A 15,040-nucleotide genomic window follows, 5' to 3' on the forward strand; every position below is an offset into this window, starting at 1 on the left:
GCTCAACTTCTGCTCGCCAGGAAGGATTCTCCCACCCTGTATACATCTCCTGCGCCCAGGGTGATGAGTACGTCCCCTTCCCGCACGGTTTTATCTAACTCCTGCAAGGCTGACTCCTTGCTGGGAGCGTGGATTACATGTTTATGCCCGTAGGCTTTAAGAGCCTTGCAAAGGCTCACGCTGTCCACCCCGGGAATGGGCTTTTCGCCCGCCGGATAAATGGGCAGCACGACCAGGTAGTCCGCCTGATAAAAGGACCTGGCAAAGTCCTCAAAAAGGCTTTGGGTCCTGGAATACCTGTGAGGTTGAAAAATCACCCCGACCCGGCGCTCCGGGTAGCTGTCGTTCACGGCCTGAAGCGTGGTCCTGATTTCCGTGGGATGATGTCCGTAATCGTCCATCACCACAATGCCGCCGACCTTGCCCTTGGTTTCCAGGCGGCGATGCACGCCGCTCAGGCTTTCGAGGGCCGCCTTAATATTTTCAAAGGGCACGTTCAACTCCAGGCCGACCGCAATGCTCGCCAAGGAGTTGTATACGTTGTGAAGGCCGGGCAGATTCAACGTAATCCGGCCCAAGCGCTTCTTATTGTGGCGCACCGTAAACCGGCTGGTCAGGCCTTCGGTTGTCACGTCCCCGGCCTGCAAGTCCGCCTGGGTGGTGAGGCCGTAAGTGACATACCGTTTATTGATAAACGGAATCAGGTCCTGCACGGGCTCGGAATCCAGGCAAAGCACGGACAGTCCGTAAAAGGGAATCTTATCCACAAACTGGGCGAAGGCGTCCTTGATTCCGTCCATGTCCTTGTAATGGTCCATGTGCTCGCGGTCGATATTGGTGACCACCGCAATGCTGGGGGACATCTTAAGGAACGACCCGTCGGATTCGTCCGCCTCGGCCACGATAAACTCGCCATGGCCCAGTTTTGCGTTGGAGCCGATGCTCAAGAGCTTGCCGCCGATGACCACCGTAGGATCCAAGCCGCCTGCGGCCAGGACGTCCGCCACGATGGACGTGGTGGTTGTTTTGCCATGGGCGCCTGCAATGGCCACGGAGTATTTCAACCGCATGAGCTCGGCCAGCATCTCCGCACGGGGGATGACGGGAATTCCTTGCTCCCTGGCCGAGGCCGTCTCGGGATTCTCCTGGCGAATCGCCGAGGAAACCACCACGACGTCGCAGCCTTTGACGTTTTCGGCGCGGTGGCCGCGATATATGGTCCCGCCCAATTTTGCCAGACGCTGGGTAATGTCCGATTCCTTGATGTCGGAGCCGGAAACCTGGTAGCCAAGATTCAGAAGCAGTTCGGCAATACCGCTCATTCCGATGCCGCCAATACCCACGAAATGTATGCTGTACTTTTTACGGTACATGGCTTTCTCCTGCGTTCATTGCCGGTTGCGGTTGAATGTTCAGCCATGCCAGGACGTCTTCTGCAATGTCCGCTGCTGCGCGGGGTTTGCCCAGGCTCTTGGCGGCGGTCTCCATGTCCATCAATCTGGCTTTATGGTCTTTGTAAAAGGCGATTCGCTCCGCCAATAAGGTTCCGGTCAACACGTCTTCCAAAATCACTTCCGCAGCCCGGACGTCTTCCAAAGCCCTGGCATTGTATTCCTGGTGGTTATCCGCAGCAAAGGGAAAGGGGATGAAAATGCACGCCTTGCCCAATGCCGTCACTTCGGCCACCGTAGAGGCCCCTGCGCGGCACACAACCAAATCCGCCTTTTTGTATTGCGCGCCCATGTCGTGAAAAAAAGCCCGGACGTCCGAAGGCCCATTCCAGTTTTCGTAGGCCTTTTGCGTCGTCTCCAGGTCTTGCTGCCCGGTCTGATGGATAAACCCGATCTCTTCGGGATTCTGCAACTCCCCCAAAGATTCGATCACGGCCTGATTAATGGCGTGCGCTCCCTGGCTGCCGCCCAGAACCAGCACGGTAAAGGGCTTCTCGGCGGCCTCCGGATCGGCCTGGACCGTTTCCGCCAACAGGCTGCCCCTGATGGGGTTGCCGAAAACCTTGGCCTTGCCGGGCTTGAAATACTCCGTGCTTTTTTCGAAAGACACATAAGCCCTGCCCGCGATCTTGCCCAGCCACCGGTTGACCATGCCGGGCATCAGGTTTTGCTCCTGGATGCCGGTCTTTTTAAAAAGCATCAAACCCGCCAACATGCACGGCGCTGAGGCGTAGCCGCCCACGCCCAAAATCATTGCAGGACGAAAACGGATGATAAGCGCCAGGGCCGTAACCATGGATACGGCCAGTTTGAACAGGGACCGGATTTTCAGCAGCAGCCCCCTGCCTTTCAGGCCTTCCACGCTGATTGCCTTGTGCGTATATCCGGCTTTATCCACAGCCTGCTTTTCAAAGGGCTTTTGGCTCCCTACAAACAAAATGTCCGCATTGGGAGCCAGAGACTTTAGCGCCTCGGCTACGGCGATTCCGGGGTACAAATGCCCTCCCGTTCCTCCGCCGGCTATAATCATTTTGAGTGCTGTTTCGTTTTTCATGCCACAGCCCTCCTTTTCCAAAAAACCAGCCTGCCGAAAAACGGCGCACGCGCCCCCGGGCTGGCCGGATGCGCGTAGGCGATATTCTCCAGAATTCCTATGGAGACCATGTTTATCAGCAGGGAGCTTCCCCCGTAGCTGATAAAAGGCAAAGCAAGCCCTTTTGTCGGCAGCAGGTTGGTGGTCACCGCCATGTTCAGGCAGGCCTGCAGCCCGATGGAAGCTGTAATTCCAAAGGCCAAAAGCCTTGCAAAGCCGGCCGGAGCCCGCTGGGCGATGGTCAGCCCTCGCCAGACCAGAAGCGCGAACAAGCCGACCACTATGCCAACGCCGATGAGCCCCATCTCCTCCCCCAGGACCGAAAAAATAAAGTCCGTGTGCGGCTCGGGCAGGTAGAACAGCTTTTGGTATCCGTTGCCCACGCCTACTCCCGAGTAGCCCCCGGTGCCGAAAGCCATAAGGGAATGGGTGATCTGGTAGCCGTCGCCCATCTGGTTTTCCCAGGGGTTTAAAAAGGCGGCGATCCGGTTTCTCCGGTATCCTTCGCTCATGAGCAGTTTAAAGCCCACCAAACCGGCGAGGGCGACCAAGCCGCTTAGATGCCCTATGTGAGCTCCGCCCACAAACAGCATGATCCCAATGACAAAGACCAGCATGGCGAAAGAGCCGAAATCCGGCTGAAAATAAAACAAGCCTCCAATGAGTCCCATCAGAAAAAGATGGGGGATGATTCCCACGGAGAAGTCCTTCATTTTTTCGCCTTTTTTAGTCAGGGAATAGGCCATGTATATAATGATGGCCAATCGCATGATTTCCGCAGGCTGAATATTAATCGGCCCCACGCGCATCCAGCGGGTGGCGCCGCCCACGTTCACGCCGATTCCCGGAACCAGCAAGAGTCCCAGCAACAGTACGGAAAGGCCCAGGATCGGATAGGCCAACACCTGATAGACCCGGTACGGGATGTACCGGACGGAAAACAAGAGGACCAGACCGGTCAGGGCGAAAAACAACTGCCTTTTGAAAAAGTAGGTGTCGGAGCCGTAGGTTTTGACGGCCATGGCCGAACTGGCGCTGTACACCATGACCAGTCCCATGCCTATCAAGCCCAGGACAGCCACCAGGATCACTTTGTCAAAAGCCCCCTGATTTTTCTTTGCTGTCTTTTCCGGCATCATAATCCTCTCTTGCAATCCTAAGCCGGCAGAGCGTTTACCACTCTGCGGAAATCCTTGCCGCGTTCCTTGTAATTCTTGTATTGATCAAAGCTGGCGCACCCAGGAGAAAGCACCACAACCTCCCCTGGCCTTGCAGCCCGTTTGGCGAATTCCACCGCTTTTTCTATGGTTCCCGCCTGGACGACCTCCACGGAGCCTGAAAGAGCCGAGGTGATGATCCCGGCGGCTTCTCCCGTGACGTACAAACGCGCCGCCTTTTGCTCCACCATGTCTTTTAAATCGCGAAAATGACCGCCTTTATCCCTGCCTCCCATGATCAGATGGACCGGCGCGTTAAAACCTTCCAGAGCCCGGAGTACGGCATCCACGTTGGTGGCCTTGGAGTCGTCGTAATATTTGACTTCCATGACCTCCCGGACGAATTCCAGGCGATGGGGCAAACCTTTAAAGGAATCGATTGCCTTTTGAATTCCCTCAATGCTTGCGCCCGCAGCGTAAGCGGCCAGGGCGGCGGCGGCGGCGTTTTCCTTGTTATGCTCGCCGGACAGGGTCATTTTTTCCAAAGAAAGAGACCACTGCTTTTGAGTCCCTTTGAAAAAATCCATGGCGCCGGCGTTCATGGCGATCCCGGCTTCTGCCGCTTCCCTGCCCGTAAAGAACCATTGGGAAGATTGGATGCCGCCGCACATTGCACGGGACCATTTATCGCAGCCGTTCAGAATCGCAAAGTCCGCCCCGGTCTGATTCATAAACACCCGGGCTTTGGAGGCGGCGTAGCCTTCCATGCCGTCGTAGCGATCCATGTGGTCTTCGGTGACGTTGGTCAACAGGGCGACTTTAGGAGCGAACGACTCGATGGTGTCGAGTTGAAAGCTGCTGATTTCAGCGACGATCACCTGGGCTTTGTCCTGGCCCCTGGCGTAATTGACTAACGGATTGCCGATATTGCCGCCCACAAAGGCCGAAATTCCCGAGGCTTCCATCATTTCGCCGATGAGACTTGTTACAGTTGTCTTCCCGTTGGTGCCTGTCACAGCGATGATTGGCGCCTGGATGAACCGGCTGGCAAGCTCCACCTCGCCGACGACCGGGACGCCCTTTTCCCGCGCGGCTTCCAACACCGGAATGGTATGGGGCACTCCCGGGCTGATCACGATCAGGTCGGCCTGGGTGAAAGTCTCCATATTATGAGGCCCCAGCTCCACCTTGGCGCCCATATCCCGCACATTTTGGACGCGTGCTCCCAGACTGGTTTCCGAAGCTATGTCGGCGACGGTCACGCTGGCGCCTTTGTCCAGGCAAAAAGCGGCCGCGGCTTCTCCTGTGAGGGCCAGGCCTACTGCAACGATTTTTTTGCCTTTAAGATCCATATTCTCTTTTCTCAACGCAATTTCAGCGTACTTACGGACAACAGGGCCAACATGATGGCGATAATCCAGAATCGGACGATCACCTTGGGCTCGGGCCAGCCTTTAAGTTCAAAATGATGATGGATCGGCGCCATCTTGAAAATCCGCTTTCCCTTAGTGATCTTAAAGAAGCTCACCTGGAGGATGACGGACACCGCTTCCATGACAAACAAACCGCCTACTATCACCAAAGCCAGTTCCTGCTTGGTGAGTATGGCCACCACGCCCAGGGCGCCGCCCAAAGGCAGGGAGCCCACGTCGCCCATAAAAATCTGGGCCGGGTAGGCGTTGTACCAAAGAAAACCCAGGCCGGCCCCCACAAGGGCGCCGCAGAAGACCGACATCTCGCCGGATTGGGGCACGTGGCGGATGCTCAGGTACGTGGCGAAGTCGTAATGGCTGGCCACGTAGGCGAAAATCATATAAGTCCCGGCGGCGATGGCGACCGGTACAATGGCCAGTCCGTCCAGACCGTCAGTAAGGTTTACGGCGTTTGACGCTCCCACCATGACCAATATGGCGAAGAGCACGTATCCAGGCCTGGTGAGGTCCGGATTCAGGTTTTTAAAAAAGGGAATGTTCACGGTTGTGTCGCCGTTCAACCCGTAAACCAAAACCGTCCCGGCTATACCGGCCACAACCACCTGTAAGCAGAACTTCCCTCTTGCGGACAGGCCTTTGCTCCGCTTTTTCACCTGCATGAGGTAGTCGTCCACAAAACCGATGAGGCCGAAGCCGAAGGTCACTCCCAGGGCTATCCACACGTAAGCATTGGTTAAATCCGCCCACAACAAGGTGGAGAACATCACGGCGCTCATGATCAACACCCCGCCCATGGTGGGGGTGCCCGCCTTTTTCAGGTGGGTCTGGGGGCCGTCTTCCCTGATGTGCTGGCCAACCTGCATTTCGCCCAGTTTCCTGATGAGCCACGGTCCCAGCACAAAGGAAATCACCAGGGCGGTCAGCGAAGCATAGATCGTCCTGAACGTGATGTACCGAAACACGTTGAAGACGGTCATGTACTTGGCCAGCGGTGTGAGCAGATGATAAAGCATGTTTAACCTGTTTGTTGGTGCGTTACATTTACGTACGGCGTGATTTTAAACCGATAATGCGTCCTTAAGGCCTTGCACCACTTCGCTCATGCCGGTGCTGTTGGAGCCTTTGACCAGAATCCGGTCCTTGGCTTGGACGGCCTCGGCCAGCCTGGTTACGATATTAGGCTTTTCGTCGATAAACACCTGATCTATTCCCATGCCCGCTTCCCGGGCGCCTTTGGCGGTCCAGCCCGCGTAATAACCGGAAATGAAAAGCAGGGACACGCCGGCTTGGGCGGCCATCCTGCCTAGTTCCATATGGGCGTCTACGCTGTAATCCCCCAGTTCCATCATGTCGGAGACGGCCATGATCATCCTGCCCTTGGAGGCCTTGGCCAGGGCTTGCAGCGTCATGACCGCCGCGGCGAAGCTGGCGGGATTGGCGTTGTAGGCGTCGTCGATCATTTGAACGTCATTGCCCAGGGAAACCACGTTTTGACGGCCCTTCACCGGGTTGACCGTTTCCAGAGCGTCGCGGATTTCCTTAGGAGAAACGCCGGCGCTAACGCCGACGGCGGCGGCGGCCAAAGCGTTGTGAACCATGCAGTCCCCGTGAAGCCGAAGCTGCACGGGCAGTTCCTCGTCCTGGATGCACAGGGTAAAGCGAACGCCCTCATTGGCGTGCTTGATGTTTTTAGCCCGCACCTGGGCTTTGGCGCCTTTGCCGAATAAAACGGTTTCGCCCTGGTATTTGTCCGCCAGGGTGGAAACCAGCTTATCGTCCAGATTTAACACCGCAGTTTTGTTGGCCATATTCTCCAAAAGCTCCCCTTTAGCCGCCAGGACTCCTTCAACGGAACCCAATCCTTCCAGGTGCCCGGGACCTACGTTTGTAATCACCCCTATGTCGGGCTCGCAGATTTGCGTGAGCTTGGCTATCTCCCCAAAATGGTTCATGCCCAACTCAACCACGGCCCATTGGTGGTTCGGCCCGAGCCCCAGCAATGTAAACGGCAGGCCGATTTGATTGTTATGGTTGCCGCTGGACTTGTGGACCTTGTACTTGGCGGCCAGCACGGCGGCGGTCAGTTCCTTGGTGGTCGTCTTCCCGTTGGAGCCTGTTATGGCCGCGATGGAAACGCCAAACCCCTTACGATATTGGTTGGCGATCTTGCCCAACGCCTCGGTGGTGTCCGGGACGACTACGCATCCCAATTCCAGCTTGGCCATTCTGGCATAGGAAAAGCTCTCGGCGTGCTTTTTGTCGATGACAATGCCCCGCACGCCGCCGTTGATTGCCTGCCGCACAAAATCGTGGCCGTCCAGCCTTTCACCTACGATTGCTATAAACAGATCGGAGGACATGGCGGTTCGGGAGTCGATGGCTATGCCGCTGAAGCACAGATCCGGCGTTCCCGAAAATCTTTCGCCGCCTGTTGCCTGAACAATCTCAGACAAGGTAAATGTAACGTTCGCTCTCACCGATGGTCCTCCTGCAAAATACAACTAACACGCTGAAAAAAAGCCCCTTGGACTTCAGCGGGAACATACACAGCGCCCGGAAAGGGGGCCCTCCTGCCTGGAATGCATGTTTCTGGACAGGCATTCCAGAGCTTTCCCGGCCTCCACCCGATCATCAAAGGCGAAACGCTCGTTCTTGATGACCTGATAGGTTTCATGCCCTTTTCCGGCTATCAACACCATGTCTCCCGGGCCGGAAGACATGATCGCAGTCAGAATGGCCTTGCGCCGGTCCGGCTCCACCATAAAGGCGGATTTCCGCGAGCACATCATGCAATAGGAGGCGTTCAACCTTTGCGCGCCTTCGCCTGATATGCCCGGCAGGATATCGTCTATGATGGCATCGGGATCCTCTGATCTTGGATTGTCGGAGGTCACCACAACCAGGTCGCTGTGTCTGGCCGCAGCCGCGCCCATTTTGGGGCGCTTTCCCTTATCCCTGTCTCCGCCGCATCCGAACACGGTGATGATTTTCGCCTTGGACACTCTCCGAAGCGCTTCCAGGACGTTTTCCAAGGCGTCCGGAGTGTGGGCGTAATCCACGAAAACATGGCGATCCAGTCCGTTTTCGACCTTTTCCAAACGCCCGGGTACGTTTACTGCCGCATTCAGTCCCATCTCCACCTCCTCCAGGCTCAGGCCGAAAGCCAGGCCGACGCCCGCCGCGCTCATGAGGTTGTAAAGATTGTGCCTGCCAACCGCCGGAGATTCGAACACCAATTCTCCGGCCGGAGTTTCCATTACACCTTTCAGGCCGTCCGCTCCGGCCTTGACGTCAATGCTTCGGATGCTGCTGCCTTCGGTTAAGCCGGTGCACAAAACCGGAGTTTTTACTTCCCGGCACAGGACCGCGCCCTGGGGGTCGTCCAGGTTGATGACGGCGGTCTTGTTTTCCTTGGCGGAAGCGGCCAGTAAGTCGTCAAACAAAATCCGCTTGGCCTGAAAATAGGACTCCATGTCCTTGTGATAGTCCAGGTGGTCCTGGGTAATATTCGTAAACACTCCCGCGTCGAACTGGCAGAAAGCCGGCCGGCTTTGGGTCAGTGCGTGGGAGGAAACCTCTATAATGGCGTGAGTCACGCCGGCGTCCACCATCCGGGCCAGGGCTTCTTGAAGCTCCAGGGATTCGGGGGTGGTTACGCTGCTTTCTTTTTCATGGCCGGGCCAACGGCTGCTTACGGTGCCTACAATGCCTACTTTGCAGCCTGCGGCGCCCAACATGGCCTCCGCAAAATAGGTGACGGTCGTTTTACCGTTAGTGCCTGTAATACCGGCTAATTTCAGCTTTTCCGTGGGACGCCCGAAAAATTCAGAGGCCATATTGGCCAAAGCCCTGCGGGAGTCCTTGACCCGAATCACGGCCACGCCTATCGGGGCTTCCGCCGGATCTTCCGTCACAACGGCGGCGGCGCCTTTTTTTACGGCGTCCTGCACAAAAATGTGCCCATCCACGGCATTGCCTTTGATGGCCGTAAACAAGCCCTGGGGCTTCACCAGCCGGGAGTTGTACTGGATGGAAATGATGTCGGGATCGCCTTGGGCGCCCGTTATCTCCAGCACGGGGTTCCTCTGGTCGGCCTTAAGGCCGTCTATGAGCCGGCTTAGCTTCATGCAGGGCCGTTTTTCCTTTTCAAGGATGCGGTTAAATGGGTTGTATCCACTTCCGGCGCCACCTTGAGGTAGTGCAGGGTTTTCTGCATAATCTCCCGGAACGCAGGGGCCGCCACCACGCCGCCGTAATGATCCGTTGTCGGCTCGTCAATAACCACCACCACGGTCACGGCGGGGTTGGACAAGGGAGCGAAGCCCACGAAGGAGGCTATGTATTTATTGTCCTCATAGCCGCCTTTGGCAGCCGGTTTTTGCGCCGTCCCCGTCTTGCCGCACACCCTGTAGCCGTCCAGAGCGGCCTGGGTGCCGGTTCCGCCCTCGGTGGTCACGGTCTTCATGATCCGGGCGACCACCTGGGCGGTTTCTTCGGAAACCGCTCTCTCCAAAGGTTCGGGCTGAAAGCTTTCCACCAGCCGGCCTTTGGAATTGGTGATGGCCTGCACCAGCCTGGGCCTCATGAGCACGCCGCCGTTGGCGATGGCCGAAACCGCCGAGGCCAGTTGCAGCCCGGTGACGGACACGCCCTGGCCGAATGCGATGGTTCCAGCGTCAATGGCGGTCCATTGATTGTGCGGCCTGAGCATTCCCGAGGCCTCGCCGGGGCAGTCCACGCCCAGCTTTTTGCCGAACCCGAAGGCGTCCAGGGTCCGGAACAGGGAGTCGGGGCCGATTTTCTCGCCCACCTTCACTGCGCCGATGTTGCTGGACACCTTGACAATCTGCTGCAGGGACAGCCAGGAGTGGGGATGGGTGTCATGCACCACATTGGGCCCAATCCGGTAATTGCCCTGCTCGCAATAAAAAATAGAGTTGGGGCCGCACTTTCCCGACTCAACGGCGGCGGCGGCCATAAAAATCTTTAGCGTGGACCCCGGTTCGAAGGTGTCCGTCACGGCCCTGTTTCTCCAATCGCTGAAGCTGTACTCGCTGATGGCGTTGGGGTTGTACAGGGGCGCGTTAGCCATGGCCAGGATGGCGCCGGTGTCCGGAACCATCACCACGGCGATGCCCGACTTGGCCTGGAATTTTTCCACGGCTTCGGCCAGGGCTTCTTCGGCTATGTACTGCACCGTACGGTCCAGGGTCAGGACCAGGTTGTCTCCGGTCTTTTTGGAGTACGTCTGCCTTTCCCGGGCGAAGCTGCGGCCCATGGCGTCCTTAAGGATGGTCCATTTGGAGCCCTTGCCGGTGAGCAGATCGTCGTATTTATATTCCAGGCCTTCCAGGCCGTGGCCTTCAGCGCCGCAAAAGCCCAAAACCTGGGCGCCCAGGCCCAGGTTGGGATAAAACCGGCTGGCGTCCTCTTCCAGTTCCAGGCTGGGAATGTTGGGGTTCCGGCCCGGGCCGTTGTATTCAAACGACGCCTTGGCGGCGTCCCATTCCTTTTTGACGGCCTGGGCCGTGGCCGTGCTGACCCGTTTATCCACATAGATGTAGGCTCTGTCTTTATTTTCCAGCTCCTTTTGGAACTCCGCGGCGCTCCTATCCAGGTAGGAGGCCAGGATCTTGCCGGCCGCCTTGGCGTCCTTAATCAGCCCGGGGCGGACCGCTACCTTGGCCACGTCCAGGTTGACGCCCAGCTCCCGGTATTGGGCGTCGTAAATGACGCCCCGCTTGGGCTGGGTTTCCACGGACTGGGAGTACTGGCTTTTAGCCTTTTTGGACAAAAAACTTTTGTCCAGCACGTGCAGCTCGACCAGCCTGCCTGCGATGATCATGAAGCCTGCGGCGAAAAGCAGGCCCACAAAGACAATGCGTCCCGAGGCTTTGTTTTTTCCCGTCTGTTTCATCACGGCCTCACCATTTGATCAGGGTCGGGATGTTTCAGGCCCAACCACTCTTCGGCTATCTTGGAAATCCTTTCGGGATTTCTTAAATGCTCCAACTTGACTTTCAACTCCTCCTGCTTGTCCAGGAGGTCTTCCTTATGGGACAGTTCGGCGGTTATTTGGTATCCTCTTTGGGTGCATTGGTTCCGGCACCACGCAAAAAGGAAAAGCTCCAGGAATAGAATCCCTGCAAGCAGTCCGTAAGCCCAATTCCTGAGCGCCTCATTGTCATTGCTTCGCCCGCCCATCTTCCCCCCCGGCGCCCGAGCCCTCGACGGCCAGCTTTTCCATGGCCCGTATTTTGGCGCTCCGCGACATGGGATTTTTCTCCACCTCGGCCTGCGAAGGCTTGACCACCTTTTTGGTCAAAAGCTTGACCTTGGGCTGATTCCCGCAAATGCACACGGGAAAATCCGGGGGGCAGGTGCAGCCCTGGGCCAAAGCGGCGAAACGCCTTTTGACGATCCTGTCCTCCAACGAATGAAAGGAGATGATGCACAACCTGCCGCCGGGAAGGAGGCAGTCCAGGCACGTCTCCAAAAACTTTTCCAAGTGGGCCAGCTCATTATTTACGTGAATGCGCAAGGCCTGAAAAACGCGAGTGGCCGGATGAATGCGGCCGGGCTTCCCCTTAACGGCTGAGGCGACAATATCGGCCAGGCGGCCGCTGGTCGTGATGGGCTCGTCTTCCCGGCGTTGGACGATGCGGCGGGCTATCCGCTTGGCCTGACGCTCCTCCCCGTATTCCAGGAAGATCCTGGCAAGCTCATCTTGGGAGTATGCGTTGACAACGTCCATGGCCTTGGGTCCGCCTCCGCTTCCGTCCATGCGCATATCCAGGGGCTCTTCGCGCTGAAAGCTAAACCCCCGTCCGCTCTTTTCCAGAAGATGGAGGCTGACTCCCAGGTCCAACACAATGCCGTTGGCGCCCGCCAACCCGCATTGATCCAGGACAGCCCGGATATTGCTGAAATTATCGTGGAAGATCCTGAAATTATCTTGAACATCCGCAAAGCAGGCCTGAGCGTTGGTGACGGCGTCTTCGTCCAGATCCGTGCCGATCAGTAGTCCGTCAGGTAATATCCGCTCTAAAATTGCCCGGGCATGCCCTCCTCCGCCAAAGGTTCCGTCCACCACAACATGGCCAGGGGCCGGACTCAGCAGGCTTAAGACCTCCTGCTTCATGACCGAAACATGATGAAATGCCATGTTTAAAGCCCCATATCCTCAATTTCGTCATCCAGTTCGCCGCTGTTGAGCACCTCCTCGAAGTCCTCGTAGGCGACGTCATATTTTTTCTTGTCCCAGATTTCAAAGTGGCTTACCGCTCCCACCAGGGCGATTTCCTCTTTGGCCCCGATGCCTGCGTAATCCCGCAGATCCTTGGGAACCAGGATGCGCCCTTGCTTGTCGCACATGCACTCCTGGGCGCCGCCCACAAAAAACCGCCGGAACTGCCGGAGTTTGGCGTTGCGCTTGGATTTGGTCATGATGCGGTTTTCAATGACCTGCCACTCGTCAAAGGGGTAGGCCACCAGGGCGCCGTCCATACGGGACACCATGACGCCGTCGACTTCGCCGTCCCTGAGGACTTCACGAAACCGTGCGGGTACGGTGATGCGGGCTTTCTCGTCCGTGGAATGGTACGAGGTGCCCCGAAAGTTTTTGGACTTGGCAGCCATATCTAACCCCACTTTAAACCACTTTCTACCCTCAATGACATATTATCCAGAGGCATGTCAAGAGAAAATCCCAGGGGGTGAACAATTTTTCATAATGATTTATAAAATTTATATACAACCAGGAGACCTGAAATGCAAGGGTAAATTGTGGGGAATTTGCGAAAAAACGACAATAATCCAAAGCTGATACCAACGAGGCGTCCGCCCGGAATGGGATTAAAGCCCTGGATTTTCCTAAAATAGGGGGAAATGTGGGGAGAATTTTCTATAAAATAGAAAATGAGAAATTTCTTTTGATGAAATTCTAAAAAAGGCGCCGGCGTTGTGGGGGGAAGTGGACCCCTTTGAATGGAAAATATTTTTAGATATTAAATCAGATAGTTACAATAGAAGTTAGATGCCAAGGGCCGTTTCCTTGGGGGAAAAGCATCAAAAGACTTCGACGGCGCCGTCCACCCGGCGGCCATTCTCAATCCCGGCATGCGTTCCAGGCCGCGCCTTTTGTCGCTTCGCGACCTTGGCAGCCAACTGCGCTGCCAAGGCCACCCATCCAGACAGGATCTTATTCAACCTAAGGGCCTCATGGTCAGCCGCGGCATGCAATGCCGGGGGCCGCCAGGCCAATAAGTGCGGCCGTTCGACTTTATCTATGGCGAAAAAGGTCAGCGGAAGGACGCCGGTCTTGAAACGAGAGTGGCCCAGAGAGGCCGTCATCCTCGCAAGGCCGGTTCGTTTTTCGAGCCGGCCGCAAGCGGGGACCCAGCGTTATTTCTGACTCGCAGGGCGGCTGTCATTGGGCGCCTTTGTAATATATGCCCCTGTTGGGCTTACTGAGACATGCCGGGGAAGGATTTTTCGTACAGCATGAGCAGGTTGCTGGCCGCGGCGATGGAGGGGTCCAGTTCCAGGGCCTTGCGCAGGTCGGCCTTGATGACTTCCTCCTCCTTGCTGCCCATGGCGATGCGGCTGAGGGCCCGGTGAAAATACGCCTGCCCCAGGGCGGGATCCAGGCTGACGGCCTTGTCGTAGTCTTCAAAGGCCTTTTGGAGGTCCTTCATTTTAATGTACACGTGGCCCCGTTGGAGATAGGCCTGGGCGGAGTCGGGTTTGAGTTCAACGGCCCGGGTGTATTGGTCCACGGCCTCCCGGCATTTGGCCTGGCTGATTCCGGAGGAAAAGGCGGCCTTGCCTTTATCCATGGCCTCCTGGAATTCCTTGTCGTTATTCCCGCAGCCCGAAAAGACCGCCAAGCATACAACCGCCAAAACCGCCGCCAGCCAATATTTACGCATCCCCGCCTCCTGTCGCTGAAAATGCTGCATCCATAGCCTTTTTTTAAAAAATTCTCAAGCTGGAGCAGAGAGTGTGCAAAAGTTTTGCAAATATCCTGAAATTAGGCTTGAAACGCCTTGCAAAGCCTTGACACTTATGGGGCTCTCGTATAGTCTCTGAGCTATCAAAGCGGCGTCCACGCCTCATGAAACATTCAAGCATCCTACTGTAATTACGGGGAAATTATGACTGGTGCAAGTTCTGACATTTTTAAGTTGGTGACCCAATCAGGATTGATGGTCCAATTCGTCCTGTTTGTACTCCTGAGCTTTTCCGCGGCCTGTTGGACGATTATCGGGCTGAAAATCCGCCAATTGTGGCTCGCCAAAAATGAGACCGCCCAATTTGTGGAGTTTTTCTGGAAAAGCGGGAACATGGCCAAGTCATACGCCAAGGCCAAGCAACTGACCAACAGCCCCGTGGCCCGAGCCTATCGGGTGGCTTATATGGAAATGGTGCGGATCAACCAGAGCAGCGGGAACGGCCAAAACCAGGAAGGCTTTTCCATGGGCACGGACAATATCAAGCGCGCCCTGCGCCGGGCCAACGTAAGCGAGTTGACCCGCCTGACCCAGTGGGTGCCTTTTTTGGCCACCATCGGCAACACGGCGCCGTTTATCGGCCTGTTCGGCACGGTCTGGGGCATCATGAGCGCCTTCCACGGCATCGGACAGCGCGGGACCGCCACCCTGGCGGTGGTTGCGCCCGGCATATCAGAAGCTCTGGTAGCCACGGCGGCCGGCCTGGCCGCAGCCATTCCGGCCGTCATGGCGTACAACCATTTCACATCCCGGATTCGCGTGGCCGAGTCCCAGTTGAACAACTTCGCCTCGGATTTCATCAATGTGGTGGAGCGGGAAGTGGTGAACAAGCCCGCCCAGCCTCAGCAGCAGGCCCAAAAGCCCCAACAGCCGGTTCGCAAGCCCCAGCAATAAG

The 15,040-nt window shown here is 56.7% G+C and carries 13 protein-coding genes; 1 reads left to right on the plus strand and 12 read right to left on the minus strand.

Annotated features, from left to right (window positions below; all coding sequences use genetic code 11):
- Positions 1–2 precede the first annotated feature (2 nt).
- From murC to G491_RS33635, 12 genes are all read right to left on the minus strand, one after another.
- A complete protein-coding gene (gene murC, locus G491_RS0109350; RefSeq protein WP_028314408.1) occupies positions 3–1,373 on the minus strand; it encodes a UDP-N-acetylmuramate--L-alanine ligase in 1,371 nt (456 codons plus the stop codon).
- A complete protein-coding gene (murG, locus tag G491_RS30100) occupies positions 1,363–2,505 on the minus strand; it encodes an undecaprenyldiphospho-muramoylpentapeptide beta-N-acetylglucosaminyltransferase (protein ID WP_051327143.1) in 1,143 nt (380 codons plus the stop codon). Before murG ends, murC begins: the two co-directional genes overlap by 11 nt.
- Positions 2,502–3,683 carry a putative lipid II flippase FtsW gene (gene ftsW / locus G491_RS0109360; protein WP_248635356.1) on the minus strand — a complete coding sequence of 394 codons (1,182 nt, stop codon included), beginning with the start codon at positions 3,681–3,683 and terminating at the stop codon, positions 2,502–2,504. Before ftsW ends, murG begins: the two co-directional genes overlap by 4 nt.
- A 17-nt stretch (positions 3,684–3,700) precedes the next feature.
- Positions 3,701–5,053 carry a UDP-N-acetylmuramoyl-L-alanine--D-glutamate ligase gene (gene murD, locus G491_RS0109365; RefSeq protein WP_028314410.1) on the minus strand — a complete coding sequence of 451 codons (1,353 nt, stop codon included), beginning with the start codon at positions 5,051–5,053 and terminating at the stop codon, positions 3,701–3,703.
- Between the two features lie 11 nt (positions 5,054–5,064).
- Complete coding sequence (gene mraY, locus G491_RS0109370) at positions 5,065–6,147, minus strand: phospho-N-acetylmuramoyl-pentapeptide-transferase (RefSeq protein ID WP_015947884.1); 1,083 nt, start codon at positions 6,145–6,147, stop codon at positions 5,065–5,067.
- 45 nt (positions 6,148–6,192) lie between these two features.
- Entirely contained in the window at positions 6,193–7,611 is a 1,419-nt protein-coding gene (locus tag G491_RS0109375) for a UDP-N-acetylmuramoyl-tripeptide--D-alanyl-D-alanine ligase (protein WP_028314411.1), read from the minus strand.
- A 54-nt stretch (positions 7,612–7,665) separates the two neighbouring features.
- Positions 7,666–9,261, minus strand: a complete 1,596-nt coding sequence (locus tag G491_RS30105; protein ID WP_051327144.1) for a UDP-N-acetylmuramoyl-L-alanyl-D-glutamate--2,6-diaminopimelate ligase — start codon at positions 9,259–9,261, stop codon at positions 7,666–7,668.
- Complete coding sequence (locus tag G491_RS30110) at positions 9,258–11,051, minus strand: peptidoglycan D,D-transpeptidase FtsI family protein (protein WP_051327145.1); 1,794 nt, start codon at positions 11,049–11,051, stop codon at positions 9,258–9,260. The genes G491_RS30105 and G491_RS30110 overlap by 4 nt, the downstream gene beginning before the upstream one ends.
- Positions 11,051–11,338, minus strand: a complete 288-nt coding sequence (locus G491_RS0109390; RefSeq protein WP_028314412.1) for an FtsB/FtsL family cell division protein — start codon at positions 11,336–11,338, stop codon at positions 11,051–11,053. The genes G491_RS30110 and G491_RS0109390 overlap by 1 nt, the downstream gene beginning before the upstream one ends.
- Positions 11,319–12,299 carry a 16S rRNA (cytosine(1402)-N(4))-methyltransferase RsmH gene (gene rsmH / locus G491_RS0109395; RefSeq protein ID WP_028314413.1) on the minus strand — a complete coding sequence of 327 codons (981 nt, stop codon included), beginning with the start codon at positions 12,297–12,299 and terminating at the stop codon, positions 11,319–11,321. The genes G491_RS0109390 and rsmH overlap by 20 nt, the downstream gene beginning before the upstream one ends.
- Positions 12,300–12,301: 2 nt before the next feature.
- Positions 12,302–12,772 carry a division/cell wall cluster transcriptional repressor MraZ gene (gene mraZ / locus G491_RS0109400; RefSeq protein ID WP_028314414.1) on the minus strand — a complete coding sequence of 157 codons (471 nt, stop codon included), beginning with the start codon at positions 12,770–12,772 and terminating at the stop codon, positions 12,302–12,304.
- An 827-nt stretch (positions 12,773–13,599) separates the two neighbouring features.
- On the minus strand, positions 13,600–14,064 hold the full coding sequence (locus G491_RS33635) for a tetratricopeptide repeat protein (protein WP_028314416.1): 465 nt from the start codon (positions 14,062–14,064) through the stop codon (positions 13,600–13,602).
- A 225-nt stretch (positions 14,065–14,289) separates the two neighbouring features.
- Here G491_RS33635 and tolQ point away from each other — a divergent pair, with 225 nt between their 5' ends.
- Complete coding sequence (gene tolQ / locus G491_RS30120) at positions 14,290–15,039, plus strand: protein TolQ (RefSeq protein ID WP_051327146.1); 750 nt, start codon at positions 14,290–14,292, stop codon at positions 15,037–15,039.
- The last annotated feature ends 1 nt before the right edge of the window (position 15,040 follow it).

Source organism: Desulfatibacillum aliphaticivorans DSM 15576, from assembly GCF_000429905.1.
GTDB lineage: Bacteria > Desulfobacterota > Desulfobacteria > Desulfobacterales > Desulfatibacillaceae > Desulfatibacillum > Desulfatibacillum aliphaticivorans.

Coding starts and splice junctions, on each gene's coding strand:
- mraZ (WP_028314414.1), bottom strand. CDS start 12,772: ATGGCTGCCAAGTCCAAAAACTTTCGGGGCACCTCGTACCATTCCACG.
- tolQ (WP_051327146.1), top strand. CDS start 14,290: ATGACTGGTGCAAGTTCTGACATTTTTAAGTTGGTGACCCAATCAGGA.
- G491_RS0109390 (WP_028314412.1), bottom strand. CDS start 11,338: ATGGGCGGGCGAAGCAATGACAATGAGGCGCTCAGGAATTGGGCTTAC.
- mraY (WP_015947884.1), bottom strand. CDS start 6,147: ATGCTTTATCATCTGCTCACACCGCTGGCCAAGTACATGACCGTCTTC.
- rsmH (WP_028314413.1), bottom strand. CDS start 12,299: ATGGCATTTCATCATGTTTCGGTCATGAAGCAGGAGGTCTTAAGCCTG.
- G491_RS30110 (WP_051327145.1), bottom strand. CDS start 11,051: ATGAAACAGACGGGAAAAAACAAAGCCTCGGGACGCATTGTCTTTGTG.
- G491_RS33635 (WP_028314416.1), bottom strand. CDS start 14,064: ATGCGTAAATATTGGCTGGCGGCGGTTTTGGCGGTTGTATGCTTGGCG.
- murG (WP_051327143.1), bottom strand. CDS start 2,505: ATGAAAAACGAAACAGCACTCAAAATGATTATAGCCGGCGGAGGAACG.
- G491_RS30105 (WP_051327144.1), bottom strand. CDS start 9,261: ATGAAGCTAAGCCGGCTCATAGACGGCCTTAAGGCCGACCAGAGGAAC.
- murC (WP_028314408.1), bottom strand. CDS start 1,373: ATGTACCGTAAAAAGTACAGCATACATTTCGTGGGTATTGGCGGCATC.
- ftsW (WP_248635356.1), bottom strand. CDS start 3,683: ATGATGCCGGAAAAGACAGCAAAGAAAAATCAGGGGGCTTTTGACAAA.
- murD (WP_028314410.1), bottom strand. CDS start 5,053: ATGGATCTTAAAGGCAAAAAAATCGTTGCAGTAGGCCTGGCCCTCACA.